We start from the raw sequence: 23,747 nt of genomic DNA, 5'->3' as shown, positions 1-23,747 counted from the left end.
GTCTGCTCCTTGGATCGCCGCCGGATGCGGCCGGCGGCATTGAAGGTCATCGAATGGAGGCGCAGATCGGCAAAACCGGTCCTGACACCTCAATAAAGAGCGGCGCCCCGCCAGGGAGCGCCGCAGGTGTGGTTGTCTAATGCCCGACTGATCCCGAGTCAATCGAGCAGGATCAATTTTTCGTGACCCCGCTGATTATCACACCGTCGCCGGACGCGCGACACCTGCCTCGCGCAGCGCCGCCTCGATCTGAGCGGTTACATCGTCCATCGCCGCCATGCCATCGACAGTGTAAAGACGGCTACCAGATTCGTAATACGGCAAGATCGGCGCGGTCTGCGCATTATAGGCCGCAAGACGATCTTTCACGACCTCAGCCTTGTCGTCAGGCCGGCGGACGAAATCAACACCACCACATTTGTCGCAGACGCCATCCGTTTTGGTCGGGTGAAACCGGTCATGATAGCCGGCACCGCATTTCGCGCAGGTGAAGCGACCAGAAATACGTTCGACCAGTACCGTCTCGTCCACCTTGAGCAGAATCACAGCATCCAGATCGAATTTCTGCGCTGCGAGCATCGCATCCAGCGCCTCGGCCTGTGGCACGGTGCGGGGAAATCCGTCCAGGATGAAGCCATTGCGGCAATCAGACCGTGAAAGACGGTTGCGAAGCATCCCGATGATAATGTCATCGGAGACCAGCGCGCCAGCCTCCATGACTGCCTTGGCGGCCAGGCCAAGCTCCGTACCGGCCTTCACCTCGGCCCGCAGCATGTCGCCGGTGGCAATCTGGGCCACGCCGTAGCGCTCCTCGAGGATTTTTGCCTGCGTTCCCTTCCCGGCGCCCGGAGGCCCCAAAAGAATGATGTTCATCGACCGCGTGTCCTCCCTCGGCCCTTGCGAATCAGGCCTTCATATTGATGGGCAAGTAGATGAGACTGTATTTGCGCCACCGTATCCATCGTCACCGAAACGACGATGAGAAGAGAGGTGCCACCGAAATAATATCCCGCAGCCAGGTCGAACTGTCCAATCAGAAACTGCGGAATGAGGCAGACGATCACGAGATAGGCGGCGCCGATCGTCGTCAGCCGGGTCAAGACCGAGTCGAAATATTTTGCCGTATTCGCGCCAGGCCGGATACCCGGGACGAACCCGCCATATTTCTTCAGATTGTCGGCGGTCTCCTCGGGGTTGAAGACAACTGCCGTGTAGAAATAGGAGAAGAAAATGATCAGTCCGGCGTAAAGCAACATGTAGCCCGGCTGCCCGTTCGACAGTTCACGAGCCACGATTTGTAACCAGCCGGGGCCGGTGCCGTGGGTGAATCCAATCACGGTCGCCGGAATGAGCAGCAGCGAACTGGCGAAGATCGGAGGGATCACGCCAGAAGTGTTCACTTTCATCGGGAGGTGAGACGAGTCGCCACCGAACATGCGATTGCCAACCTGACGCTTCGGATACTGGATCACCACCTTCCGCTGGGCACGCTCCATGAACACCACAAAGGCGACGACCGCGAGCGAAAGGACGAAGAAGCCGATGACGAAACCCGTGGAAAGCCCGCCGGAGGCGCCGAGCTGAAGCACGCTGGCGATCGCTCCCGGTAGGGCTGCGACAATGCCTGCAAAAATGATCAGGCTCGACCCATTGCCGATGCCGCGCGACGTGATCTGCTCGCCAAGCCACATGAGGAAGACGGTGCCGCCCGTCAGCGTGATCACCGTGGTGACAATGAAGAAAAGTCCGGGATCGAGAACAGCGGGACCAACCGTCGAGGTAATGCTCTCAAGCCCGATGGCGATACCGTAGGACTGGGCCAGCGCGATCACCACCGTCAGATACCGCGTGTACTGATTGATCTTCTGCTGCCCCGACTGGCCTTCCTTCTTGAGCGTCTCAAGCTGCGGCACTGCGGCCTGGAGGAGCTGCATGATGATCGATGCCGAGATGTATGGCATGATGTTCAGCGCGAACACTGTCATGCGGCCGAGCGCGCCGCCGCTGAACATATTGAACATCCCGAGAATGCCGCCGCCATTCTGCGCCAGCATGTGCTCCATCACCGTCGGGTCCACCCCGGGAATCGGGATGTAGGTGCCGAGGCGGAAAACGATCAGCGCGCCGAGGGTGAACCAGATCCGCTTCTTGAGATCGGTCGCCTTCGACAGGGTTTCGAGGTTGAAGCTCGAAGCGAGTTGCTCAGCGGCGGACGCCATGAATATCCCTCATCCAACGGCAGCGTGCCGTATCTCCGGAAACCGGAACGGCGCCGCGGGTCTGTGAAAACTCACGACCTGCAGCGCCGTTCGTCAGGCTTCATTGTGCCGCAACCCGGGTGGTCACGGCAAGTGGTTCAGGCGGAAACCGGCTCCGCGCGGACGACCGTAGTGGTCACGCTGCCACCGGCCTGCTCAATCGCGGCGACCGCGCTGGCCGAAGCGCCCGACACTTCGATCTCGACCTTCAGCGAAATCTCGCCACGGCCGAGCAGGCGAACACCGGCAAGCTTGGAACCAGCATAAACACCGGCCGCGCGGAGGGTCGCCTCGGTAATCTTCTGACCGGCATCGATCTTGCCAGCCTCGATGAGAGCCGCGAGGGTGCCGATGTTCAGCGGCGCGTAGTCCTTGCGGTTTACATTGTTGAAGCCGCGCTTCGGCATACGCCGATAGATCGGGAGCTGGCCGCCCTCAAATCCGTTCAGCGACACGCCCTCGCGCGCCTTCTGGCCCTTGACGCCCTTTCCGGACGTCTTGCCCTTGCCCGAGCCGATGCCGCGGCCAAGCCGCTTCGACTTCGGACGCGCGCCCGCATTGTCGCGCAGTTCGTTCAGCTTCATTACGACAGCTCCTCGACCTTCAGGAGATGCTTGACCTTGCGGATGCGGCCGAGCGTTTCCGGGGTGGCTGCGAGTTCACGGCTCGCGTTCATCCGGCGCAGGCCAAGACCAATGAGGGTCTCCTTCTGGCCCGGCTTGCGGCCGATCGGTGATCCGACCTGGGTGACACGCACCCGCTTGACCTGCTCAGACATCGGCCTGGGCCTCCTTCTCGCGCTTCGGGCCGAACAGATCGGCGACCTTCTTGCCACGACGCGAGGCGACGCTGCGGGGGCTGGCGCACTGCGAGAGCGCCGCGACCGTCGCCTTCACCATGTTGTGCGGGTTGCGGCTACCGAGCGATTTCGCCACCACGTCGCCGATCCCGAGGGTCTCGAACACCGCGCGCATCGGCCCGCCAGCAATGATACCGGTGCCGGGAGGCGCGGCGCGCAGCACGACATGACCGGCGCCGAAACGGCCCTCGATGTCGTGATGCAGCGTGCGGCCTTCCTTCATCGGAACACGGATCATGCCGCGCTTCGCCCGCTCGGTCGCCTTGCGGATGGCTTCCGGGACCTCCTTGGCCTTGCCGGCGCCGAAGCCGACCCGGCCTTTCTGATCGCCGACCACCACAAGGGCGGCAAAAGCAAAACGACGGCCACCCTTCACCACTTTCGCGACACGGTTGATGGTGACGAGCTTGTCGATCAGCTCATCCCCATCGCGATCCCGCTCGCGCTCGCGGCCCCGGCCTTCTCTCGGTTCGCGTGCCATGCCCTGCTCCTCAGAAATCCAGACCGCTCTCGCGAGCGGCTTCGGCCAGGGCCTTCACCCGGCCATGATACATGTAGGCGCCACGGTCGAACACGACCTGGGTGACACCGGCCTCTTTCGCCCGCTCCGCAACAAGCTTGCCCACCGCGGCCGCGGCGGCCTTGTCGGCCCCGGTCTTCAGCTCGGTGCGCAGGCCAGCGTCGAGCGACGATGCAGCCGCAAGCGTGCGACCGGCGGTATCGTCGATCACCTGAGCGTAGATGTGCTTGCCCGAACGGAACACCGACAGACGGGGACGACCATGGGCCTTCAGGCGGATCTGATAGCGGAGGCGCTGGCGGCGCCGCGCCTCGTTTTCGTGTACAGCGCTCATTACTTCTTCTTGCCTTCCTTGCGACGGATCGCCTCGCCCTCGAACTTAACGCCCTTGCCCTTGTAAGGCTCAGGCGGACGGAAGGCGCGAAGCTCGGCGCAAACCTGCCCTACCAGCCGCTTGTCGATACCCTCGACCTTGATCGATGTCGGCTTTTCACAGGTGATCTTGATGCCCTGCGGCACCGGATAGACCACGTCGTGCGAAAAGCCGAGATTCATGACCAAGTTACTGCCCTGAACGGCCGCTCGAAAACCGGTGCCATTGATCTCCAGGGTCTTCGCGTAGCCCTGCGAAACACCCTGCACCATATTGGCAACATTCGCGCGCGTCGTGCCCCACATCATCCGTGAGGCGGCTTCCTTGTTACGCGGGGTCACCGTGACCTTGCCATCCTCGAACACGGTTTCGACGCGTTCGGAAAGCGGCATCTTCAGCTCACCCAGCTTGCCCTTGGCGGACAGAAAACCATCAACGATGGTGATCGAGACACCCTGCGGAACAACAACCGGATACTTACCAACTCGTGACATGATGCTGCCTCCTCAGAAGACGCGGCAGAGCACTTCACCGCCAACATTGGCAGTGCGCGCCTCAACATCGCTCATGACGCCGCGAGGGGTCGACAGGATCGACACACCCAGACCGGCATAAACCCGCGGCAGCTCCTTGATCTTGGAGTAAACGCGCCGGCCAGGACGGGAGACGCGGGTGATTTCCTTGATCACCGGCTCGCCGTCATTGTATTTCAGCTCAATGCGCAGCTGGGCGACGCCGGGACGAACCTCCTCCTTGGAGAAGCCGCGGATGAAACCCTCGCGCCTGAGCACGTCAAGCACGTTGGCCCGCAGGTTCGAGGCGGGCGCAACGCAAACCGCGTGACGGGCGCGCTGCGCGTTGCGGATACGGGTGAGCATGTCACCCAGGGGATCGGACATCGACATGTTATATCCCCCTTACCAGCTCGACTTGACCATGCCAGGAATCTGCCCGGCGCTGGCAAGATCGCGCAGCGCGACGCGGCAGAGCTTGAACTTGCGGTAGTTGCCACGAGCGCGCCCGGTCAGCTCGCAGCGCAGCCGCACGCGCGTCTTCGCGCCGTTGCGCGGAAGCTGCGCAAGCTTCAGCGTCGCGTCGAACCGATCCTCCACCGGGAGGGTGCGGTCCTTCACGATCGCCTTCAGCGCGGCACGCTTGCCCGCATCACGCGCGGCCATCTTCTCGCGCCGCTTATTCCGATTGACCTGAGAGGTCTTCGCCATCGTCTTCTATCCTCCGGAACCTGCCGGCACGTTCCGGCGGTTTTCCAATAAATCCGTTTACGCGCTCGAAATTCCGCTCAATTCACGAACGGAATCTCGAACCCCTTGAGAAGCGCCTTCGCCTCGGCATCGGTTTGCGCGGTGGTCACGAACACAATGTCCATGCCGCGCATCTCGTCGACCTTGTCATACTCGATCTCCGGGAACACGATCTGCTCCTTGAGACCCATGGCGAAGTTTCCGCGCCCGTCGAACCCCTTGCCCGAAATCCCGCGGAAGTCGCGCACGCGGGGGAGCGCTATCGTCACCAGCCGGTCGAGGAATTCATACATGCGCGCCCGGCGCAGCGTCACCTTGCAGCCGATCGGCAGGCCCTTGCGGATCTTGAACCCGGCAATCGCCTTCTTCGCCACCGTCTTCACCGGCTTCTGGCCGGCGATAAGGGTGAGTTCGGCAACCGCCGCGTCCAGCTTCTTCTGGTCCGCGGCCGCTTCGCCCACGCCCATGTTGATCACGATCTTCTCAAGCTTCGGCACCTGCATCGGGTTCGTGTATCCGAACTCCGTCTGCAGTGCAGCCCGCACCACCGACTCGTAGTGCTGCTGAAGCCGGGTCTTGGCAATGGCCTCGCTCATCGCTCTATCCTCAACCATCGATCACGGAGTCGCTCTTGCGCGCGACCCGGACCTTGCGACCGTCCTCAAGAATGCGAAAGCCCACGCGGGTCGGCTTCTTCGTCTCAGGATCGATCAATGCAATATTCGACAAATGGACAGGCATCTCCTTCTGGATGATGCCGCCCTGCTCGCCCATGCCGCGCGCCTTGGTGTGACGCTTCGCCACGGCGACGCCCGAGACCACGGCCTTGTTCTCGGCGGGCAGAACGCGGAGAACTTCACCCTCGCGTCCCTTGCTCGCGCCAGCGATGACAACCACGCGGTCGCCCTTACGGATACGTGCGGCCATATTACAGCACCTCCGGCGCCAGGCTGATGATCTTCATGAACTTGCGCGCGCGCAGCTCGCGGGTGACCGGCCCAAAAATACGCGTGCCGATCGGCTCCATCTGCTTGTTGATCAGCACGGCGGCATTGCGATCGAACCGGATCACGCTGCCATCCGCGCGACGCACCGGATAGGCGGTGCGAACGACAACGGCCTGGTGGACATCGCCCTTCTTCACCTTGCCGCGGGGAATCGCATCCTTGATCGAGACGACAATGACATCGCCAACCGACGCGGTGCGGCGCTTCGAACCGCCCAGCACCTTGATGCACTGAACGCGGCGCGCGCCCGAATTGTCGGCAACGTCGAGATTTGATTCGACAATGATCATCTCACGCTCCCTGGGCTTCGGCGGCGGCGCCGACCGGCTCGCCGTTGCGTGCGGTCACGAGCCATGCCTTGCGCTTGCTGATCGGCGGGCACTCCTCGATCCGCACCAGGTCGCCCATTTCGCAAACATTGCCTTCGTCATGCGCCGCATATTTCTTCGAACGGCGGATGAATTTCTTGTACAGCGGATGCATGACACGACGCTCGACAAGAACCGTCACGGTCTTGTCCATCTTGTCACTCACAACCCGCCCTGTCAGGACGCGCTTCGGCATAACTCTAAACCCCTCAAGCCTTGGCCGCGGCGCGGGCGCGCTCGGCCTGAATCGTCTTCACGCGAGCAACGTCGCGACGCGCCTTGCGGATCTGGCTGGTGTTCTCCTGCTGGCCAGTGGCCCGCTGGAACCGCAAATTCAGCTGTTCGCGCTTCAGCTCGAGCAGCATGTCGCCCAGCTCGTCCGGCGTCTTGGCGCGAATATCACTTGCCTTGGTCATCTCAGGCCTCCCCGATACGGGTGACGATCTTGGTCTTGATCGGCAGCTTCGCAGCACCGAGCTTCAACGCCTCGCGGGCGATTCCCTCGGCCACACCGTCGATCTCGAACATGATCCGGCCTGGCTGCACGCGCGCCACCCAATATTCCGGGCTCCCCTTGCCGGAGCCCATGCGGACTTCGGCCGGCTTCGTCGAAACCGGCAGATCGGGGAAGATGCGGATCCACACGCGGCCGGCACGCTTCATCTGACGAGTGATCGCACGACGGGCCGACTCGATCTGCCGCGCGGTGATGCGTTCCGGCTCCAGCGCCTTGAGGCCGAACTGGCCGAAATTAAGCTGCGTGTTCCCCTTGGCGGTGCCGTGGATGCGGCCCTTGTGCGCCTTGCGGAATTTCGTACGCTTTGGTGACAACATGTTATCTGCTCCGGCTCAGCGCTGCGGCGCCTGTTCGGCGATGCGGCGATCCTGCGCCATCGGGTCGTGCGCCATGATCTCGCCCTTGAAGATCCACACCTTTACACCGCAAGTGCCATAGGTGGTCTTCGCCGTGGCAACACCAAAATCGATGTCCGCCCGCAACGTGTGGAGCGGAACGCGGCCTTCACGATACCATTCCATCCTGGCGATCTCGGCCCCACCGAGGCGACCGCCGCAATTGATCCGGATGCCCTGCGCACCGAGACGCATCGCCGACTGCACGGCCCGCTTCATGGCGCGGCGGAACGCAACGCGACGCTCGAGCTGTTGCGCGATGTTCTGGGCAACGAGCGTGGCGTCGATTTCGGGCTTGCGGATTTCAACGATGTTCAGCGACACATCGGCCTTCGCCATCACCGACAGCTCTTTCTTGAGCACGTCGATATCCTGGCCCTTCTTGCCGATGACAACGCCAGGACGCGCCGCATAAATCGTGACCCGCGGCTTCTTCGCCGGGCGCTCGATCAGAACCTTCGACACGCCAGCCCCCGAAAGCCGGTTGAGCAGATGCTCGCGCAGCTTCAGGTCATCATGCAGGAGCGACGCATAGTCGGCGCCGGCAAACCAGCGGCTGTCCCAGGTGCGATTGATGCCGAGCCGCAGCCCGATCGGATTGACTTTGTGACCCATTACGCAGGCACCCCTTCATTCGCCGCCGGGCTGGCACTCGCCGCCGGCTTGGCCGCGGCGCGGCGGGCGCGGCGATCGGCCTTGGTCTCGATGTCAAGCTCCGCCACAACGATGCGCAGATGGCTGAACCATTTCTCCACTCGCGCGGCGCGACCGCGGCCACGGGCATGGAAACGACGCATCACGATGGAACGGCCAACATCCGCGGTTGTGACAACCAGGCGATCCACATCCAGCTGATGGTTGTTCTCGGCGTTTGCAATCGCCGATTCCAACGCCTTTTTCACGTCCTTCGCAATGCGGCGCTTGCTGAAAGCAAGGTCGGCAATCGCCTTGCCGGCCGGCTTGTTGCGGATCGACGCGGCAACGACGTTGAGCTTGCGCGGGCTGCAACGCAAATTGCGCAGCACGGCTTCAGCTTCGGTGTCCGCGAGCACACGCGGGTAATTCGGTTTGCTCATGTCAGCCTCGCTTCGCCTTCTTGTCGGCCGCGTGGCCGGTGAACGTGCGGGTCGGCGAGAACTCGCCGAATTTGTGGCCGACCATATTCTCGGAAACCTGGACCGGTAGGAACTTCCGGCCATTGTAGACGCCAAAGGTCAGACCGACGAACTGCGGCAGAATGGTGGACCGACGCGACCAGATCTTGATGATCTCGTTGCGGCCCGACGCGCGCGAAACCTCGGCCTTGTTCAGCATATACCCGTCGACAAACGGGCCCTTCCAGACGGAACGTGTCATCTCGATCAGCCCTTCCCGACCTTGCGACGGCGGATGATGAGGCCGTCAGTCCGCTTGTTCGAACGCGTCTTCGCACCTTTGGTCGGCTTGCCCCACGGCGTAACCGGATTGCGACCGCCGGACGTGCGACCCTCGCCACCACCCAGAGGATGATCGACAGGGTTCATCGCAACACCACGGTTATGCGGACGGCGACCCAGCCAGCGCTTGCGCCCCGCCTTGCCGAGCTGCTGATTTGAATGATCCGGATTGGATACCGCGCCGATCGACGCCATGCACTCACCACGGATCAGCCGCAACTCGCCAGACATCAGCTTCACCTGGGCATAACCCTGGTCCTTGCCGACGAGCTGGGCAAAAGTGCCGGCCGAGCGGGCCAGCTTGCCGCCGGCGCCCGCCTTCAACTCGATATTGTGGATGATCGTCCCGACCGGAATTGCGGCGAGCGGCATCGCATTGCCCGGCTTCACGTCGACCTTGACGCCGGCGACCACCTGATCGCCCACCTTCAGGCGCTGCGGCGCCAGGATGTAGGCAAGCTCCCCATCTTCATATTTGACGAGAGCGAGGAAAGCCGAGCGATTCGGATCGTATTCGAGGCGCTCGACCGTCGCCGCCACATCATACTTGCGGCGCTTGAAGTCGACGACGCGATAGGCACGCTTGTGTCCGCCGCCACGGAACCGCACCGTGGTGCGGCCGTGGTTGTTGCGCCCGCCGGAGCTGCTCAGCCCCTCGGTCAGGCCCTTGACCGGCTTGCCCTTCCAGAGCTCCGACCGATCCACCAGCACGGTGCCGCGAAGGCTCGCCGTGACCGGTTTAAAATGCTTGAGTGCCATGTTTCAGTCTCGCCTTACGCCAGCCGCGTCGTGAAATCGATCGACTGACCCTCGGCCAGCGTCACGAACGCCTTCTTGAAGTCCGAACGTCGGCCCGGACGGCCCTTGAAGCGCTTGGTCTTGCCCTTCTGGACGAGCGTGTTCACGCTCAGCACCTTCACGCCGAACAAGGTTTCGACCGCCGCCTTGATGCCCGGCTTGGTCGCATCGAGCGACACCTTGAAGCCGACTTGGTTCTTCTCCGACAGGGCTGTCGCCTTCTCGGTGATCAGCGGGCCACGAATGATATCGAACATTGCCTCGCGCGACAGCACCGGCTTCTTCGGCGCCGCCTTGATGTCAGCGGTCTCGCTCATGCCGCGATCTCCTCGTTGGCGCCGGACTTGATGCCGTCAAGACGCCGCTTCAGTCCCTCGAGCCCGGCGGCGGTGATCGCCAGCGTGTCGTGCTGAAGGATGTCGTAAACATTGGCGCCGACGACCGGCAGCACGTCGATCCCGATCAGGTTGCGGCTCGCCCGCGCGAACCCCTCGTCGACCACGGCATCGACAACCAGCGTCCGACCCCAGCCGAGCTTCTTCAGCTTCACGTTCAGCTCGCTCGTCTTCGAGACGCCCGAAACGGTGTCGAGAACCACCAGCTTGCCCTCGGCCAGTTTCTGCGACAGCGCCGAAATCAAGCCAAGACGGCGGACCTTCTTGTTCAGCGAATACCCGTGATCGCGCACGACCGGGCCATGCACGGCACCGCCGGTGCGGAACTGCGGCGCGCGCAACGAGCCCTGACGGGCATTACCGGTACCCTTCTGGCGGTACGGCTTCTTGGTCGTGCCGCTGACCTCGCCCATACCCTTCACCTTGTGGGTGCCGGCGCGGCGCTTCGCGAGCTGCCAGTGAACAACGCGGGCCATGATGTCGGCGCGCGGCGTGGCGGCGAAATATTCCTCGGGCAGTTCGGCCTTGCCGGCCGAGCCGGCATCGAGGGTTGAAATGTCGATCTGCATGTCGCTCTCCTCAGGCCTTCAGCGCCGCAGGATAGGCCACATCCGCGGGACGAGCCTTCTTCACCGCATCGCGCACCAGGACGTAGCCGTCCTTCGCGCCCGGAACCGCACCCTTGATCATGATCAGGTTGCGCGCCTCGTCGATTGCGGCCACCTCGAGGTTGAGAGTGGTGATCCGCTCGACGCCCAGATGCCCGGCCATCTTCTTGTTCTTGAAGGTCTTGCCCGGATCCTGACGATTACCCGTCGAACCGTGCGAACGGTGGCTGATCGAAACGCCGTGCGTCGCTTCAAGGCCGCGGAAATTCCAGCGCTTCATGGCGCCGGCAAACCCCTTGCCCTTGCTGATGCCCGCGACATCGACCTTCTGCCCCACGGCAAAATGCGCAGCCGAAAGCACCTGGCCAGCCTCCAGAACCGCATCCTCGGCAACCCGGAACTCGACGAGCTTCATCGCCGGCTCGACCTTGGCTGCCGCGTAATGACCCTTCATTGGCTTGGTCACGTTCTTCGTCTTGGCATGACCGAAGCCGAGCTGGACAGCTGCGTAGCCGTCACGCTCCTGGGTGCGGGCCGAGACCACGCGCACATCGTCCATGTGCAGCACGGTCACCGGCACGTGCGTGCCGTCTTCCCTGAACAGCCGGGTCATCCCCAGCTTCTTTGCTATAATACCGGTGCGCATCACACTCATTCTCTGCTCAGATCTTGATCTCGACGTCGACGCCGGCCGCGAGGTCGAGCTTCATCAGCGCGTCCACGGTCTGCGCGGTCGGTTCGACGATGTCGAGCAGGCGGCGATGCGTCCGGATTTCGAACTGCTCGCGGCTCTTCTTGTCGACATGTGGCGAACGGTTCACCGTGAACCGCTCGATATGCGTCGGCAGCGGAATCGGTCCGCGCACCTGGGCGCCCGTGCGCTTCGCCGTGTTGACGATTTCCCTGGTGCTGTTGTCCAGCACCCGGTGGTCGTACGCCTTCAGGCGAATGCGAATATTCTGACTGTCCATCGTCGAAACCTGCAATCTTTACACGGAACGCCCGGTCCGCCCATTCGGGCCGCGCGCTAGTCCGAAACAAATCTGGCGGCCGCCACCCGGCTCAGACCGGGTGGCGGCCGACCCGCTCAACCAGGCAAGCGGTTACTTCGTGATGTTGGCAACGACGCCCGAACCAACCGTCCGGCCACCCTCGCGGATCGCGAAGCGGAGGCCTTCATCCATCGCGATCGGCGCGATGAGTTCAACCGCAACGGTCACGTTGTCGCCCGGCATCACCATCTCGACACCTTCCGGCAGCGTGACCACACCGGTCACGTCAGTGGTGCGGAAATAGAACTGCGGACGGTAGTTGGTGAAGAACGGCGTATGACGGCCACCCTCTTCCTTGTTCAGGATATAAACCGAACCGGAGAAGTTGGTGTGCGGGGTGATCGAGCCCGGCGCGGCCAGAACCTGGCCACGCTCGACGTCTTCACGCTTGGTGCCGCGGAGCAGCGCGCCAATGTTGTCGCCAGCCTCGCCCTGATCGAGCAGCTTGCGGAACATTTCGACGCCGGTCACGGTCGTCTTCACGGTGGCCTTGAGACCAACGATCTCGACTTCGTCGCCAACCTTGATGATGCCACGCTCGACGCGGCCGGTCACCACGGTGCCGCGGCCGGAAATCGAGAACACGTCTTCAACCGGCATCAGGAACGGCTTGTCCTTCGGGCGCTCCGGCTGCGGAATGTAGCTATCGACCGCTTCCATCAGCTTCAGGATCGCCTCGCGGCCCAGCTCAGGGTTGCTGTCCTCGAGCGCGCAGAGCGCCGAACCCTTGATGATCGGAATATCATCGCCCGGGAACTCATACTTGCTGAGCAGGTCGCGCACTTCCATCTCGACCAGCTCGACGAGGTCGGGGTCGGCCATGTCCATCTTGTTGAGGAACACGACCAGCGCCGGCACGCCAACCTGACGGGCGAGCAGAATGTGCTCGCGGGTCTGCGGCATCGGGCCGTCGGCCGCGGAAACGACCAGGATCGCACCGTCCATCTGCGCGGCGCCGGTGATCATGTTCTTCACATAGTCAGCGTGACCCGGGCAATCGACATGCGCGTAGTGGCGGTTCGCGGTCTCATATTCGACATGCGCGGTCGCGATCGTGATGCCGCGCGCCCGCTCTTCAGGGGCCGCGTCGATGCTGTCATACGCGCGGAAGGTCGCGCCACCTGTCTCCGCCAGCACCTTGGTGATTGCCGCGGTGAGCGAGGTCTTGCCATGATCGACGTGACCGATCGTGCCGATATTGCAGTGCGGCTTCGTGCGCTCGAATTTAGCCTTGGCCATGGGTATCTCCGTAACGTATCTGCTTCAGCGCCGTGCTGGCGTGATGGGGTGGAGTGTAACGGTTGCTTACCAGCGGTAGTGGCTGAACGCCTTGTTCGCCTCAGCCATGCGATGCGTGTCTTCACGCTTCTTCACAGCCGCCCCGCGATTATTCACCGCATCGAGCAGCTCGTTGGAGAGGCGATCTTCCATCGTGTGCTCGCCGCGCTTGCGGGCGGACTCGATGATCCAGCGGATCGCCAGCGCTTGCCGGCGCTCGGAACGAACCTCGACAGGGACCTGATACGTCGCACCGCCAACACGGCGGGAGCGCACCTCGATCGCCGGCTTCACATTGTCCAGCGCCTCGTGGAAGAGACGAACCGGGTCGGCATTCTGACCGCCGCGCTTCTTCAGGCTGTCAAGCGCCCCATAAACGATGGATTCGGCAATCGATTTCTTACCGTCATACATCAGCACGTTCATGAAACGGCTGATGACGACATCACCGAACTTCGGATCCGGCAAAACTTCGCGCTTGACGGCGGAATGGCGTCTGCTCACGGAAACTCTCCTTACTTCGGCCGCTTGGCGCCGTAGAGCGAACGGCGCTGACGACGCTTGGCAATGCCCTGCGTATCGAGGACGCCGCGCAGGATATGATAGCGCACGCCGGGAAGGTCCTTCACGCGGCCGCCGCGGATCAGCACGACAGAGTGCTCCTGCAGGTTATGACCTTCACCAGGAATATAGCTCACAACTTCATAACCGTTGGTCAGGCGCACCTTGGCGACCTTGCGGAGCGCCGAGTTCGGCTTCTTCGGGGTCGTCGTGTAAACGCGCGTACAGACGCCACGCTTCTGCGGGCAACCCTGCAGCGCGGGCACCTTGTTCCGCTTGGCCCGAACTTCGCGCCCCTTGGCGATCAACTGGTTGATAGTCGGCATGCTCGATCCTGATCCTTCTTGCCGGTTACGCTTTGCCGCGCGCTCATAACAACGCCGCAGCCCGGAGTAATCCCCGTCTGCGGAAACCCAGACTTGCGACCTTAGCCACCCGATCCCCAGGGTGGCGGCGCCGCAAGCGTGAGAATAAATGAGCCGCGCGACCGGACGATCCCGGGCCTCGCTGAGGTCGCCATCCTTAAGAGGGGATCAGCGGCAAGTCAAGCACCGCGAGGGGATTTTCCAGGCCGCCCGGCCACGAGGCTGGATATACGCCCGCCGTGCAGACAGCTTCCGCAAGATCGAACGGGTTTCTGCCGCCGCATCGCGGCCCGGGGAGCGAAACATCCCCGATCCCTCGTGCATCGCCGGGCCGGGGAGACGCATCTGATTGGACACAACCCGGATCGGATGCAGTGCCCTATGATCTTGATAATCAGAGCATCGTTACATGATCAGATGACGCCGTCCGATCGGATGATGCTCCAGGAACGGGATGTGAAGCGCCGGGAGATGAAGGAGACGCTCGCCGTGCCATCCTGTTGCAAGCGATCACCCGACCTGAGCTGTTCGCCCGGTCGGGTGAGTTCGTGAAACATCGCCGGAAGCCCGTGGCAGTCCAGGGTCAGGACAAGTCTCGAAAGGCCTGACGCCAGGACGCCGCTTGCCCCTGGAATTCGCGTGCGAATTCCAGGGGTGGTGGATCAGTCCGCCGCTGGCAGCGCCGTGCGGGTCGAGGCGAGCGTCGAGCGATCGCGGCCAGCCGCGATCGAACGCAGGCGGCTCATCACGCTGCCGGTGCCGGCAGGGATCAGGCGGCCAACGATGACGTTCTCCTTGAGCCCCAGCAACTGGTCGGTCTTGCCGGCTGTCGCCGCCTCCGTGAGGACGCGCGTGGTCTCCTGGAACGACGCCGCCGAGATGAAGCTGAGCGTCTGCAGGCTGGCCTTGGTGATGCCCTGCAACACCGGCAGGCCACCGGCCGGCCGCTCACCCGCGCGCAGGCGCCGCTCGTTCTCTTCCTCGAACTCGATCCGGTCGACCAGCTCGCCGATCAGATAGGTCGTGTCGCCCGGTTCGGTGATCTCGATCTTCTGCAGCATCTGGCGAACGACCACCTCGATGTGCTTGTCGTTGATCTTCACACCCTGCAGCCGGTAGACGTCCTGGATCTCGTTGATGAGATATTCGGACAGCGCCTCGACCCCCATCACCCGCAGGATGTCATGCGGAACGCGCGGACCATCGACCAGCGGATCGCCGCGGTGGACATAGTCGCCCTCCTGCACCGAAACGTGCTTGCCCTTCGGCACCAGATACTCGGTTTCCTCGCCGGTCTCGTCGTTCTTGACGATGACGCGGCGCTTCGCCTTGTAGTCCTTGCCGAATTCCACGCGCCCGTCGGTTTCAGCGATGATCGCGTGATCCTTCGGACGGCGGGCCTCGAACAGCTCGGCGACGCGCGGCAGACCGCCGGTGATATCGCGCGTCTTGCTGCCCTCGCGCGGAATGCGGGCGAGAACGTCGCCGGCATGCACGGTCGCACCGTTTTCCACCGAAAGAATCGAATCGGGGCTGAGGAAGTAGCGGGCTTCCGCACCGTTCGCGAGGCGCAGCACCTCGCCGCGCTCATCCTTCAGAATGAGGCGCGGGCGCAAATCCGCCCCCTTGGCCGACTGCTTGTAGTCCACCACCACCTTGGAGGTCAGGCCCGTCACCTCGTCGACCCGCTCGACCAGGGTCACGCCCTCGAGCAGATCGGCGTATTCAACCATGCCCGCGCGCTCGGTGATGATCGGCAGGGTATACGGATCCCACTCGGCCAGCTTCTGTCCGCGCGCCACTGTCTGGTCCTCGTCGACCAGCAGCCTTGCGCCATAGGGCACACGGAAGCGGGCACGCTCGCGGCCGGACGCATCATTCAGGGCGATCTCGCAGTTGCGGCTCATCACGATCGGGGCGCCGGCCGAGTTCGACACCACGTTGCGGTTACGGATCGTCACCGTGCCGTCGTGGCTGGCCTCGACGCTCGACTGCTCGGCGCCACGCTGCGCGGCGCCGCCAATGTGGAAGGTGCGCATGGTCAGCTGCGTACCCGGCTCGCCGATCGACTGGGCGGCAATCACGCCGACCGCCTCGCCGATATTCACCGGCGTGCCGCGCGCGAGGTCGCGCCCATAGCACTTGGCGCAAACGCCCACCTTGGCCTCGCAGGTCAGCACCGAGCGGATCTTCACGCTCTCGACGCCGAGCTTCTCGATATGCATCGAGTCGACTTCGCCGATCAGCTCGTTCGCCCGGACGATGACGGTCTCGTCGGTCGGGTCGAGCACGTCCTCCGCCGCGGTCCGGCCGAGTATCCGCTCCGAAATCGAGGAGACGACCTCGCCGCCGTCCATCACCGCCCGAACCGTCAGGCCACGCTCGGTGCCGCAATCGGTGCTGACGATGATGCAATCCTGCGCCACGTCGACCAGACGGCGGGTGAGGTAACCGGAGTTCGCCGTCTTCAGCGCGGTGTCCGCGAGACCCTTGCGGGCGCCGTGGGTCGAGTTGAAGTATTCGGCGACGGTCAGGCCTTCCTTGAAGTTCGACAGGATCGGCTGCTCGATGATCTCGCCCGACGGCTTGGCCATCAGGCCGCGCATGCCGGCGAGCTGGCGCATCTGCGTTGGCGACCCACGGGCGCCGGAATGGCTCATCATCCAGACCGAGTTGGTCGGCTTGCCGGGATCCTGGCGCGAAATCTCGCGCATCATCGCCGCGGCAACCTCGTCGTTACAGCGCGACCACGCGTCGATCACCTTGTTGTAGCGCTCGCCGGCGGTGATGAGACCGTCGTGATACTGCGCCTCGTATTCCTTGACCTCGGCCTGTGTCTTTTCCAGCAGGCCGTATTTCTCGGCCGGGATGACCATGTCGTCCTTGCCGAAGGAGATGCCGGCCTTGGCCGCCTGGCGGAACCCGAGCCCCATCAGACGGTCGCAGAAAATCACCGACTCCTTCTGCCCGCAATGGCGATAGACGGCGTCGATCACGTCCGACACCTTCTTCTTGGTCAGCAGCTGGTTGACCAGGGCGAAGGGAACGTCGTGATGCTTGGGCAGAAGCTGGCCGATCATCATGCGGCCCGGCGTGGTCGCGACCACCTCGGTCGTGCGCGTGCCGTCCGGATGCGTGCGAACGACGCGGGCGCGGATCTTGTCGTGCAGCTTCAGATGCCCGGAATCGAGCGCATGCTCGATCTCGCCCATCGTGCCGAACAACGGCGCCTCCTTGTCCTCGACCGCGCTGAAGGCCGGGGTTTCAAGCGAGAGATAATAGAGCCCGAGCACGATGTCCTGGCTCGGCACGATGATCGGCTTGCCGTTGGCCGGGTTAAGAATGTTGTTCGTGCTCATCATGAGCACACGCGCCTCGAGCTGCGCCTCAATCGAAAGCGGCACGTGAACCGCCATCTGGTCGCCGTCGAAGTCGGCGTTGAAGGCGGTGCAGACCAGCGGATGCAGCTGGATCGCCTTGCCCTCGATCAGGATCGGCTCGAACGCCTGAATGCCGAGGCGGTGCAGCGTCGGCGCGCGGTTGAGCAGCACCGGATGCTCGCGGATCACCTCCTCAAGGATGTCCCACACCTCGGGGCGTTCCTTCTCGACCATACGCTTCGCCGCCTTGATCGTGGTGGCGAGGCCGTATTTCTCGAGCTTGGCGTAGATGAAGGGCTTGAACAGCTCCAGCGCCATCTTCTTCGGCAGGCCGCACTGGTGCAGCTTCAGCTCCGGCCCGACGACGATGACCGAACGGCCGGAATAGTCGACGCGCTTGCCCAGCAGGTTCTGGCGGAAGCGGCCCTGCTTGCCCTTCAGCATGTCGGATAGCGATTTCAGCGGCCGCTTGTTGGTGCCGGTGATGGCGCGGCCGCGACGGCCGTTATCGAACAGCGCGTCGACCGATTCCTGGAGCATGCGCTTCTCGTTGCGCACGATGATGTCCGGCGCGCGCAGCTCGATCAGCCGCTTGAGGCGGTTGTTGCGGTTGATCACGCGGCGATAGAGATCGTTCAGGTCCGACGTGGCGAAACGGCCACCATCGAGCGGCACGAGCGGGCGCAGCTCGGGCGGAATGACCGGAACAACATCCATGATCATCCATTCCGGGCGGGTGCCTGATTCGATGAACGCCTCGACCAGCTTCAGCCGCTTGACCAGCTTCTTGCGCTTGGCCTCGGAGGTCGCCTCCTTGAGGTCGGCGCGCATGATCGCCCGTTCGGCCTCGAGATCGACTCCCGCAAGGATCGACTTCACCGCCTCGGCGCCGATGCCCGCCTTGAACCCGTCCTCGCCGAACTCGTCCTGCTTCGCGTACAGCTCATCCTCGGAAAGGAGCTGGTAGCGCTTGAGGTCGGTCGTGTAGGGATCGAGAACGATATAATTCTCGAAATAGAGAACCTTCTCCAGATCCTTCAGCGTCATCTCGACCATGGTCGCGATGCGACTCGGCAGCGACTTCAGGAACCAGATATGCGCGACCGGCGAGGCCAGCTCGATATGGCCCATGCGCTCGCGGCGCACCTTGGCCAGCGTCACCTCGACGCCGCATTTCTCGCAGATGATCCCGCGGAACTTCATCCGCTTGTACTTGCCGCACAGGCACTCATAGTCCTTGATCGGCCCGAAGATGCGGGCACAGAACAGGCCGTCGCGCTCCGGCTTGAAGGTGCGGTAGTTGATGGTCTCCGGCTTCTTGATCTCGCCATACGACCAGGAGCGGATCTGCTCCGGCGAGGCGATCTGGATACGGATCTGGTCGAACGTGGCGGCCTGACCGGTCTGGCCGAGAATCTTCATCAAATCGTTCATGCGATAGTCCCTTTCATCAGCGCGGAACGGGCTTGCCGCCCCGCGCCATGACAAATCCGAACGGTCCTGGTCAGTCCACGGACTGGTTGAGATCGACGTTGAGGCCGAGCGACTTCAGTTCCTTGGTCAGAACGTTGAAGCTCTCGGGCACGCCGGCCTCGAAATTGTCCTGCTCGCGCACGATCGCCTCATAGACCTTGGTGCGGCCCGAAACGTCGTCCGACTTCACGGTCAGCATCTCCTGCAGCGTGTAGGCCGCGCCATAGGCCTCGAGCGCCCAGACCTCCATCTCGCCGAAGCGCTGGCCGCCGAACTGCGCCTTGCCGCCCAGCGGCTGCTGGGTGACGAGGCTGTAGGGGCCGATCGAGCGGGCATGGATCTTGTCGTCAACCATGTGACCGAGCTTGAGCATGTACATGTAGCCCACCGTCACCTTGCGCTCGAACTGCTCGCCAGTCCGGCCGTCGAACACGGTCATCTGGCCGGAGACGTCGAGGCCGGCCTTGGCCAGCATGTCCTCGATATCGGTGATGCGCGCGCCATCGAACACGGGGGTGGCGATCGGCACGCCCTTGCGGATGTTGCCGCACAGCTCCTGCACCTCGGCTTCCGACATCGAGGCGATCTGCTCGTTGTAGATCGCCTCGCCATAGGCGCTCTTCAGCATCCCGTGCAGCCGCTCCCGCTCGGCAGCGTCGCGACGATACGCCTCGACCGCCTCGCCGATCTGCTTGCCAAGGTTGGCGCAGGCCCAGCCAAGATGCGTCTCGAGAATCTGCCCGACATTCATGCGCGAGGGCACGCCGAGCGGATTGAGCACGACATCGACGGCCGTACCGTCTTCCAGGAACGGCATGTCCTCGATCGGGACAACGCGGGAGACGACACCCTTGTTGCCGTGCCGGCCGGCCATCTTGTCGCCCGGCTGCAGCTTGCGCTTCACCGCGATGAACACCTTGACCATCTTCATCACGCCAGGCGGCATTTCATCGCCGCGCTGGAGCTTCTCGACCTTGCTCTCGAAACGCTGCTGCAGCTTGTGCACGGCGGCATCGAACTCGCGCTTCAGCGTCTCGATCTCCGCCATCACCCGGTCGTCCTGCACCGTCAGGTTGCGCCAGGCGCCACGCGGCACCTCGGCCAGCAACGCTGTGGTGATCTCGGTGCCCGACCGCACGCCCTTGTAGCCGGACCCGGCAACCTGGCCGAGCAGCTTCTCGCGCAGCCGGTTGAGGAAGGCGCGTTCCTGAATGGCGCGCTCGTCGTCCCGGTCCTTGGCAAGGCGTTCGATCTCGGCGCGCTCGATCGCCAGGGCGCGCTCATCCTTGTCGACGCCCCGGCGGTTGAACACCCGCACATCCACGACCGTGCCGTTCACCCCCGGCGGCAGCTTCAGCGAGGTGTCGCGCACATCCGACGCCTTTTCGCCGAAGATCGCGCGCAGCAGTTTTTCCTCCGGCGTCATCGGGCTCTCGCCCTTCGGCGTGACCTTGCCGACCAGGATGTCGCCCGGATTCACCTCTGCCCCGACATAGACGATGCCGGCCTCATCCAGGTTGCGCAGCGCTTCCTCGCCGACATTCGGAATGTCGCGGGTGATTTCCTCCTGCCCCAGCTTGGTATCGCGGGCCATCACCTCGAATTCCTCGATATGGATCGAGGTGAACATGTCCTCGCGGGCAACGCGCTCCGAGATGAGGATGGAGTCCTCGAAGTTATACCCGTTCCACGGCATGAACGCGCAAAGCACGTTGCGGCCAAGCGCGAGTTCGCCCAGCTCGGTCGACGGACCATCGGCGATGATGTCGCCGGCGCCGACGCGGTCGCCCACCCGCACCAGCGGACGCTGGTTGATGCAGGTTGACTGGTTCGAGCGCATGTATTTGCGCAGGCGATAGATATCCACGCCCTGGGTCGTGCCATCCTCGCCGGTGGCGCGCACCACGATGCGCGCGCCGTCGATCTGGTCGATCACGCCGGCGCGGCGGGCCACGATTGTCGCGCCCGAGTCGCGGGCAACCGGCGCTTCCATGCCGGTGCCGACCAGCGGCGCATCGGAACGGATCAGCGGCACCGCCTGGCGCTGCATGTTCGAGCCCATCAGCGCGCGGTTGGCGTCGTCGTTCTCAAGGAAGGGGATCAGCGCCGCGGCGACGGAGACGAGCTGGCGCGGCGAGACGTCGATCGCGGTAACCTCGTCGGGCTTGACCAGACGGAAATCACCATTGCGGCGCACCGAAACCAGATCCTCGGTCAGCGTGCCGTCGGCGAGCTTCGGCGCATCGGCCTGGGCAACGGTGAGGCGCTCCTCCTCCATCGCCGAGAGATACTTGTAGTCATCGAGCACCTTGCCATCCTTCACCAGGCGATAGGGCGTCTCGATGAAGCCATACTTGTTCACCTTGGCGAAGGTGGCCAGCGAGTTGATCAGGCCGATATTCGGGCCTTCCGGCGTTTCGATCGGGCAGATACGGCCGTAATGCGTCGGGTGCACGTCGCGAACCTCGAACCCGGCCCGCTCGCGGGTCAGACCACCCGGCCCAAGGGCCGAGAGACGGCGCTTGTGGGTGACTTCCGAAAGCGGATTGGTCTGGTCCATGAACTGCGAGAGCTGCGACGAACCGAAGAATTCCCGCACCGCCGCCGCCGCCGGCTTGGCGTTGATCAGGTCGTGCGGCATTACCCCGTCGATATCGACCGAGCCCATCCGCTCGCGAATGGCGCGCTCCATGCGGAGCAGGCCGACGCGATACTGGTTTTCCATCAGCTCGCCGACCGAGCGGACACGACGATTGCCGAGATTGTCGATGTCGTCGATCTGGCCGCGGCCGTCCTTCAGCTCGCACATGATCTGGATGGTGCGCAGGATGTCTTCCTTGCGCAGCACCCGCACCGTGTCCTCGCATTCAACGCCGAGCCGCATGTTCATCTTGACGCGGCCGACCGCCGAGAGGTCGTAGCGCTCGGAGTCGAAGAACAGGCCCCGGAACAGCGCCTCGGCGGTTTCCGAGGTCGGCGGCTCGCCAGGGCGGATCACCCGGTAGATGTCGATCAGCGCGTCCTCGCGGCTGGCATTCTTGTCGGTCGCGAGCGTGTTGCGGATCCACGGCCCCTTGGCCTGATCGATCGCAAGCGTCGGAATCTCGTCGAGCCCGGCATCCTCCAGCACCTTCAGCTTGGCGTCGGAGATTTCCTCGCCCGCGTCGGCGAAAATCTCACCGGTATTCGGATCGAACAGATCTTCCGCCACGAAACGGCCGACCAGGTCGGCGCGGCTGACGAGCACGGAGCGGGTCTTGGCCGCGATCTGCCGCGCGGTGCGCGCGGTGAGCTTGTCATCGGCCTTGGCGACAACCTCGCCGGTCTCGGCGTCCACCAGGTCCTCGACCAGCTTGGCGCCGCGGAAGGTTTCCGGCTCGAACGGACGCGCCCAGGCCCCCTCCCCTCCGGCGGTGCGGGTGCGGGTGAACGGCACCTTGCCATAGAAGAAACCAAGGATCTCCTCGGCATCCATGCCGCGAATCTCGCCGATCTCCAGCGTCTCGCCCTTGGCCTCGCGCGCGGCGCGCAGCGCCTCGGTCGCGCGCCCCTCAAGCGCGTAGAGCAGCGTCGTGACCGGCAGCTTCCGCTTGCGGTCGATGCGGACATAGATAAGGTCCTTGGCGTCGAATTCGAAATCGAGCCAGGAGCCGCGATAGGGAATGACGCGAGCGGCAAAGAGATACTTGCCGGAGCTGTGGGTCTTGCCCTTGTCATGGTCGAAGAACACGCCGGGGCTGCGGTGCATCTGGCTGACGATGACGCGCTCGGTGCCGTTCACGACGAAGGTGCCGTTGTCGGTCATCAGCGGCATGTCGCCCATGTACACGGGCTGCTCCTTGATGTCGCGGATCGAGCGAGCGCCGGTATCTTCATCGACATCCCAGACGATCAGACGCAGCACCACCTTGAGCGGCGCGGCATAGGTCATGCCGCGCTGGATGCATTCCTCGACGTCGTATTTCGGCTCCTCGAGCTCGTAATAGACGAATTCGAGACGGCCGCGGCCGGCAAAATCGTCGATCGGGAAGACCGACTTGAAGACTTCCTGCAGCCCGGAATTGGTGCGGGAGTCGGGTGAGACGTGCATCTGCAGGAACGCGTCATAGCTCGCGCGCTGCACGTCGATCAGATTCGGCATCGGCGTGGTTTCAGGGATACGCCCGAAGCTCTTGCGGATGCGCTTGCGATTGGTGAAGGAAACTTTGTTCAGGCCACCCGAAATCGCATTCATGCTCAGACCCCGATCTTCATTCCAGTGACCGCGCCGCGGCCCGGGGCTACCATCAGCCCGGGCGTCGCCGCGTCAGCGGCGGGAAACCCCGCCAGTCATCAACCGCCGCCACGCCCTCGCCCGAGGCACGCAACGGCAAACGGGCGGAGCGCCATGGGGCGCCCCGCCAGTTTCAGTCCTGTCGCGCCGACGGCCCGAAGGCCGCGCGGCGCGGGGTAACATCACTCGATGCCGACAGATGCGCCCTGCTCTTCCAGAACCTTCTTGATCTTCTCGGCCTCGTCCTTGTTCACGCCTTCCTTCACGGTCTTCGGCGCGCCCTCGACGAGATCCTTGGCCTCCTTGAGGCCGAGGCCGGTGATCGTGCGGATTTCCTTGATCACGTTGATCTTCTTGTCGCCAGCGACCTTGAGGATCACGTTGAATTCGGTCTTCTCCTCGGCCGGCGCGGCGGCAGCACCGCCACCGGCAGGCATCGCCGCCGCAACCGCGACCGGAGCCGCAGCCGAAACGCCCCACTTGTCCTCGAGCAGCTTGGAAAGCTCCGCCGCTTCGAGAACAGTCAGGCTCGAAAGCTGTTCAACCAGATTTGCCAGATCAGCCATTGT

General features: G+C 63.5%; 29 protein-coding genes. All 29 read right to left on the bottom strand.

What is annotated here, in order from left to right; all coding sequences use genetic code 11:
• Nucleotides 1–198: 198 nt before the first annotated feature.
• Nucleotides 199–873: an adenylate kinase gene (locus ACIDOCELLA78_RS89685; RefSeq protein ID WP_201728818.1), complete on the bottom strand. Its 675-nt coding sequence runs from the start codon at nt 871–873 to the stop codon at nt 199–201.
• Nucleotides 870–2,219: a preprotein translocase subunit SecY gene (gene secY / locus ACIDOCELLA78_RS89680; protein ID WP_201728817.1), complete on the bottom strand. Its 1,350-nt coding sequence runs from the start codon at nt 2,217–2,219 to the stop codon at nt 870–872. Before secY ends, ACIDOCELLA78_RS89685 begins: the two co-directional genes overlap by 4 nt.
• Before the next feature lie 137 nt (nt 2,220–2,356).
• A complete protein-coding gene (gene rplO, locus ACIDOCELLA78_RS89675; RefSeq protein ID WP_201728816.1) occupies nt 2,357–2,842 on the bottom strand; it encodes a 50S ribosomal protein L15 in 486 nt (161 codons plus the stop codon).
• Nucleotides 2,842–3,036, bottom strand: a complete 195-nt coding sequence (gene rpmD / locus ACIDOCELLA78_RS89670) for a 50S ribosomal protein L30 (protein ID WP_201728815.1) — start codon at nt 3,034–3,036, stop codon at nt 2,842–2,844. The genes rplO and rpmD overlap by 1 nt, the downstream gene beginning before the upstream one ends.
• Nucleotides 3,029–3,598 carry a 30S ribosomal protein S5 gene (gene rpsE, locus ACIDOCELLA78_RS89665; RefSeq protein ID WP_201728814.1) on the bottom strand — a complete coding sequence of 190 codons (570 nt, stop codon included), beginning with the start codon at nt 3,596–3,598 and terminating at the stop codon, nt 3,029–3,031. Before rpsE ends, rpmD begins: the two co-directional genes overlap by 8 nt.
• A 10-nt stretch (nt 3,599–3,608) precedes the next feature.
• Nucleotides 3,609–3,971, bottom strand: a complete 363-nt coding sequence (gene rplR, locus ACIDOCELLA78_RS89660) for a 50S ribosomal protein L18 (RefSeq protein ID WP_201728813.1) — start codon at nt 3,969–3,971, stop codon at nt 3,609–3,611.
• Nucleotides 3,971–4,504, bottom strand: coding sequence for a 50S ribosomal protein L6 (rplF, locus tag ACIDOCELLA78_RS89655; RefSeq protein ID WP_201728812.1), 534 nt, complete (start codon nt 4,502–4,504; stop codon nt 3,971–3,973). The genes rplR and rplF overlap by 1 nt, the downstream gene beginning before the upstream one ends.
• 12 nt (nt 4,505–4,516) lie before the next feature.
• Nucleotides 4,517–4,915 (bottom strand): 30S ribosomal protein S8, encoded by a 399-nt coding sequence (rpsH, locus tag ACIDOCELLA78_RS89650; protein ID WP_201728811.1) that lies wholly within the window; start codon nt 4,913–4,915, stop codon nt 4,517–4,519.
• 12 nt (nt 4,916–4,927) lie between these two features.
• A complete protein-coding gene (rpsN, locus tag ACIDOCELLA78_RS89645) occupies nt 4,928–5,233 on the bottom strand; it encodes a 30S ribosomal protein S14 (protein WP_201728810.1) in 306 nt (101 codons plus the stop codon).
• 77 nt (nt 5,234–5,310) lie between these two features.
• Nucleotides 5,311–5,868: a 50S ribosomal protein L5 gene (gene rplE / locus ACIDOCELLA78_RS89640; protein ID WP_201728809.1), complete on the bottom strand. Its 558-nt coding sequence runs from the start codon at nt 5,866–5,868 to the stop codon at nt 5,311–5,313.
• A gap of 10 nt (nt 5,869–5,878) precedes the next feature.
• The gene (rplX, locus tag ACIDOCELLA78_RS89635) at nt 5,879–6,199 is read right to left on the bottom strand and encodes a 50S ribosomal protein L24 (RefSeq protein ID WP_201728808.1); all 321 of its coding nucleotides are present in this window, start codon (nt 6,197–6,199) and stop codon (nt 5,879–5,881) included.
• A 1-nt stretch (nt 6,200) separates the two neighbouring features.
• Nucleotides 6,201–6,569 carry a 50S ribosomal protein L14 gene (gene rplN / locus ACIDOCELLA78_RS89630; RefSeq protein WP_007424183.1) on the bottom strand — a complete coding sequence of 123 codons (369 nt, stop codon included), beginning with the start codon at nt 6,567–6,569 and terminating at the stop codon, nt 6,201–6,203.
• Nucleotide 6,570: 1 nt separating this feature from the next.
• Nucleotides 6,571–6,843, bottom strand: a complete 273-nt coding sequence (gene rpsQ / locus ACIDOCELLA78_RS89625) for a 30S ribosomal protein S17 (RefSeq protein WP_201728807.1) — start codon at nt 6,841–6,843, stop codon at nt 6,571–6,573.
• A 13-nt stretch (nt 6,844–6,856) separates the two neighbouring features.
• Nucleotides 6,857–7,063, bottom strand: coding sequence for a 50S ribosomal protein L29 (gene rpmC / locus ACIDOCELLA78_RS89620; protein ID WP_201728806.1), 207 nt, complete (start codon nt 7,061–7,063; stop codon nt 6,857–6,859).
• A gap of 1 nt (nt 7,064) precedes the next feature.
• Nucleotides 7,065–7,481 (bottom strand): 50S ribosomal protein L16, encoded by a 417-nt coding sequence (rplP, locus tag ACIDOCELLA78_RS89615; protein ID WP_201728805.1) that lies wholly within the window; start codon nt 7,479–7,481, stop codon nt 7,065–7,067.
• A 15-nt stretch (nt 7,482–7,496) separates the two neighbouring features.
• Nucleotides 7,497–8,174 carry a 30S ribosomal protein S3 gene (gene rpsC / locus ACIDOCELLA78_RS89610; protein WP_201728804.1) on the bottom strand — a complete coding sequence of 226 codons (678 nt, stop codon included), beginning with the start codon at nt 8,172–8,174 and terminating at the stop codon, nt 7,497–7,499.
• On the bottom strand, nt 8,174–8,635 hold the full coding sequence (gene rplV, locus ACIDOCELLA78_RS89605; protein ID WP_201728803.1) for a 50S ribosomal protein L22: 462 nt from the start codon (nt 8,633–8,635) through the stop codon (nt 8,174–8,176). The genes rpsC and rplV overlap by 1 nt, the downstream gene beginning before the upstream one ends.
• A 1-nt stretch (nt 8,636) precedes the next feature.
• Nucleotides 8,637–8,915: a 30S ribosomal protein S19 gene (gene rpsS / locus ACIDOCELLA78_RS89600; protein WP_201728802.1), complete on the bottom strand. Its 279-nt coding sequence runs from the start codon at nt 8,913–8,915 to the stop codon at nt 8,637–8,639.
• A gap of 5 nt (nt 8,916–8,920) precedes the next feature.
• Complete coding sequence (rplB, locus tag ACIDOCELLA78_RS89595; protein WP_201728801.1) at nt 8,921–9,754, bottom strand: 50S ribosomal protein L2; 834 nt, start codon at nt 9,752–9,754, stop codon at nt 8,921–8,923.
• A 14-nt stretch (nt 9,755–9,768) separates the two neighbouring features.
• Entirely contained in the window at nt 9,769–10,065 is a 297-nt protein-coding gene (locus ACIDOCELLA78_RS89590; RefSeq protein ID WP_172637351.1) for a 50S ribosomal protein L23, read from the bottom strand.
• 41 nt (nt 10,066–10,106) lie between these two features.
• Complete coding sequence (gene rplD / locus ACIDOCELLA78_RS89585; protein ID WP_201728800.1) at nt 10,107–10,757, bottom strand: 50S ribosomal protein L4; 651 nt, start codon at nt 10,755–10,757, stop codon at nt 10,107–10,109.
• 10 nt (nt 10,758–10,767) lie between these two features.
• On the bottom strand, nt 10,768–11,442 hold the full coding sequence (gene rplC, locus ACIDOCELLA78_RS89580; protein WP_201728830.1) for a 50S ribosomal protein L3: 675 nt from the start codon (nt 11,440–11,442) through the stop codon (nt 10,768–10,770).
• A 16-nt stretch (nt 11,443–11,458) separates the two neighbouring features.
• Complete coding sequence (gene rpsJ, locus ACIDOCELLA78_RS89575; protein ID WP_174504814.1) at nt 11,459–11,767, bottom strand: 30S ribosomal protein S10; 309 nt, start codon at nt 11,765–11,767, stop codon at nt 11,459–11,461.
• Nucleotides 11,768–11,899: 132 nt separating this feature from the next.
• A complete protein-coding gene (tuf, locus tag ACIDOCELLA78_RS89570) occupies nt 11,900–13,087 on the bottom strand; it encodes an elongation factor Tu (protein WP_201728799.1) in 1,188 nt (395 codons plus the stop codon).
• Between the two features lie 66 nt (nt 13,088–13,153).
• On the bottom strand, nt 13,154–13,630 hold the full coding sequence (gene rpsG / locus ACIDOCELLA78_RS89565; protein WP_201728798.1) for a 30S ribosomal protein S7: 477 nt from the start codon (nt 13,628–13,630) through the stop codon (nt 13,154–13,156).
• Nucleotides 13,631–13,641: 11 nt separating this feature from the next.
• Entirely contained in the window at nt 13,642–14,013 is a 372-nt protein-coding gene (gene rpsL, locus ACIDOCELLA78_RS89560; protein ID WP_007424169.1) for a 30S ribosomal protein S12, read from the bottom strand.
• 701 nt (nt 14,014–14,714) lie between these two features.
• Complete coding sequence (rpoC, locus tag ACIDOCELLA78_RS89555; RefSeq protein WP_201728797.1) at nt 14,715–18,866, bottom strand: DNA-directed RNA polymerase subunit beta'; 4,152 nt, start codon at nt 18,864–18,866, stop codon at nt 14,715–14,717.
• A 70-nt stretch (nt 18,867–18,936) separates the two neighbouring features.
• Nucleotides 18,937–23,139 carry a DNA-directed RNA polymerase subunit beta gene (rpoB, locus tag ACIDOCELLA78_RS89550; protein ID WP_201728796.1) on the bottom strand — a complete coding sequence of 1,401 codons (4,203 nt, stop codon included), beginning with the start codon at nt 23,137–23,139 and terminating at the stop codon, nt 18,937–18,939.
• A gap of 221 nt (nt 23,140–23,360) precedes the next feature.
• Nucleotides 23,361–23,744, bottom strand: a complete 384-nt coding sequence (rplL, locus tag ACIDOCELLA78_RS89545; RefSeq protein WP_201728795.1) for a 50S ribosomal protein L7/L12 — start codon at nt 23,742–23,744, stop codon at nt 23,361–23,363.
• Between the last annotated feature and the right edge of the window lie 3 nt (nt 23,745–23,747).

The organism is Acidocella sp. C78, assembly GCF_907164655.1.
Note: the sequence above shows the minus strand (reverse complement) of the source record. Positions and strands in the feature narration are given on the sequence as shown.

What these genes read in the sequence shown, in the direction of transcription:
- ACIDOCELLA78_RS89685 (WP_201728818.1), bottom strand. Translation starts at nt 873, where the DNA reads ATGAACATCATTCTTTTGGGGCCTCCGGGCGCCGGGAAGGGAACGCAG.
- secY (WP_201728817.1), bottom strand. Translation starts at nt 2,219, where the DNA reads ATGGCGTCCGCCGCTGAGCAACTCGCTTCGAGCTTCAACCTCGAAACC.
- rplO (WP_201728816.1), bottom strand. Translation starts at nt 2,842, where the DNA reads ATGAAGCTGAACGAACTGCGCGACAATGCGGGCGCGCGTCCGAAGTCG.
- rpmD (WP_201728815.1), bottom strand. Translation starts at nt 3,036, where the DNA reads ATGTCTGAGCAGGTCAAGCGGGTGCGTGTCACCCAGGTCGGATCACCG.
- rpsE (WP_201728814.1), bottom strand. Translation starts at nt 3,598, where the DNA reads ATGGCACGCGAACCGAGAGAAGGCCGGGGCCGCGAGCGCGAGCGGGAT.
- rplR (WP_201728813.1), bottom strand. Translation starts at nt 3,971, where the DNA reads ATGAGCGCTGTACACGAAAACGAGGCGCGGCGCCGCCAGCGCCTCCGC.
- rplF (WP_201728812.1), bottom strand. Translation starts at nt 4,504, where the DNA reads ATGTCACGAGTTGGTAAGTATCCGGTTGTTGTTCCGCAGGGTGTCTCG.
- rpsH (WP_201728811.1), bottom strand. Translation starts at nt 4,915, where the DNA reads ATGTCGATGTCCGATCCCCTGGGTGACATGCTCACCCGTATCCGCAAC.
- rpsN (WP_201728810.1), bottom strand. Translation starts at nt 5,233, where the DNA reads ATGGCGAAGACCTCTCAGGTCAATCGGAATAAGCGGCGCGAGAAGATG.
- rplE (WP_201728809.1), bottom strand. Translation starts at nt 5,868, where the DNA reads ATGAGCGAGGCCATTGCCAAGACCCGGCTTCAGCAGCACTACGAGTCG.
- rplX (WP_201728808.1), bottom strand. Translation starts at nt 6,199, where the DNA reads ATGGCCGCACGTATCCGTAAGGGCGACCGCGTGGTTGTCATCGCTGGC.
- rplN (WP_007424183.1), bottom strand. Translation starts at nt 6,569, where the DNA reads ATGATCATTGTCGAATCAAATCTCGACGTTGCCGACAATTCGGGCGCG.
- rpsQ (WP_201728807.1), bottom strand. Translation starts at nt 6,843, where the DNA reads ATGCCGAAGCGCGTCCTGACAGGGCGGGTTGTGAGTGACAAGATGGAC.
- rpmC (WP_201728806.1), bottom strand. Translation starts at nt 7,063, where the DNA reads ATGACCAAGGCAAGTGATATTCGCGCCAAGACGCCGGACGAGCTGGGC.
- rplP (WP_201728805.1), bottom strand. Translation starts at nt 7,481, where the DNA reads ATGTTGTCACCAAAGCGTACGAAATTCCGCAAGGCGCACAAGGGCCGC.
- rpsC (WP_201728804.1), bottom strand. Translation starts at nt 8,174, where the DNA reads ATGGGTCACAAAGTCAATCCGATCGGGCTGCGGCTCGGCATCAATCGC.
- rplV (WP_201728803.1), bottom strand. Translation starts at nt 8,635, where the DNA reads ATGAGCAAACCGAATTACCCGCGTGTGCTCGCGGACACCGAAGCTGAA.
- rpsS (WP_201728802.1), bottom strand. Translation starts at nt 8,915, where the DNA reads ATGACACGTTCCGTCTGGAAGGGCCCGTTTGTCGACGGGTATATGCTG.
- rplB (WP_201728801.1), bottom strand. Translation starts at nt 9,754, where the DNA reads ATGGCACTCAAGCATTTTAAACCGGTCACGGCGAGCCTTCGCGGCACC.
- rplD (WP_201728800.1), bottom strand. Translation starts at nt 10,757, where the DNA reads ATGCAGATCGACATTTCAACCCTCGATGCCGGCTCGGCCGGCAAGGCC.
- rplC (WP_201728830.1), bottom strand. Translation starts at nt 11,442, where the DNA reads ATGCGCACCGGTATTATAGCAAAGAAGCTGGGGATGACCCGGCTGTTC.
- rpsJ (WP_174504814.1), bottom strand. Translation starts at nt 11,767, where the DNA reads ATGGACAGTCAGAATATTCGCATTCGCCTGAAGGCGTACGACCACCGG.
- tuf (WP_201728799.1), bottom strand. Translation starts at nt 13,087, where the DNA reads ATGGCCAAGGCTAAATTCGAGCGCACGAAGCCGCACTGCAATATCGGC.
- rpsL (WP_007424169.1), bottom strand. Translation starts at nt 14,013, where the DNA reads ATGCCGACTATCAACCAGTTGATCGCCAAGGGGCGCGAAGTTCGGGCC.
- rpoC (WP_201728797.1), bottom strand. Translation starts at nt 18,866, where the DNA reads ATGAACGATTTGATGAAGATTCTCGGCCAGACCGGTCAGGCCGCCACG.
- rpoB (WP_201728796.1), bottom strand. Translation starts at nt 23,139, where the DNA reads ATGAATGCGATTTCGGGTGGCCTGAACAAAGTTTCCTTCACCAATCGC.
- rplL (WP_201728795.1), bottom strand. Translation starts at nt 23,744, where the DNA reads ATGGCTGATCTGGCAAATCTGGTTGAACAGCTTTCGAGCCTGACTGTT.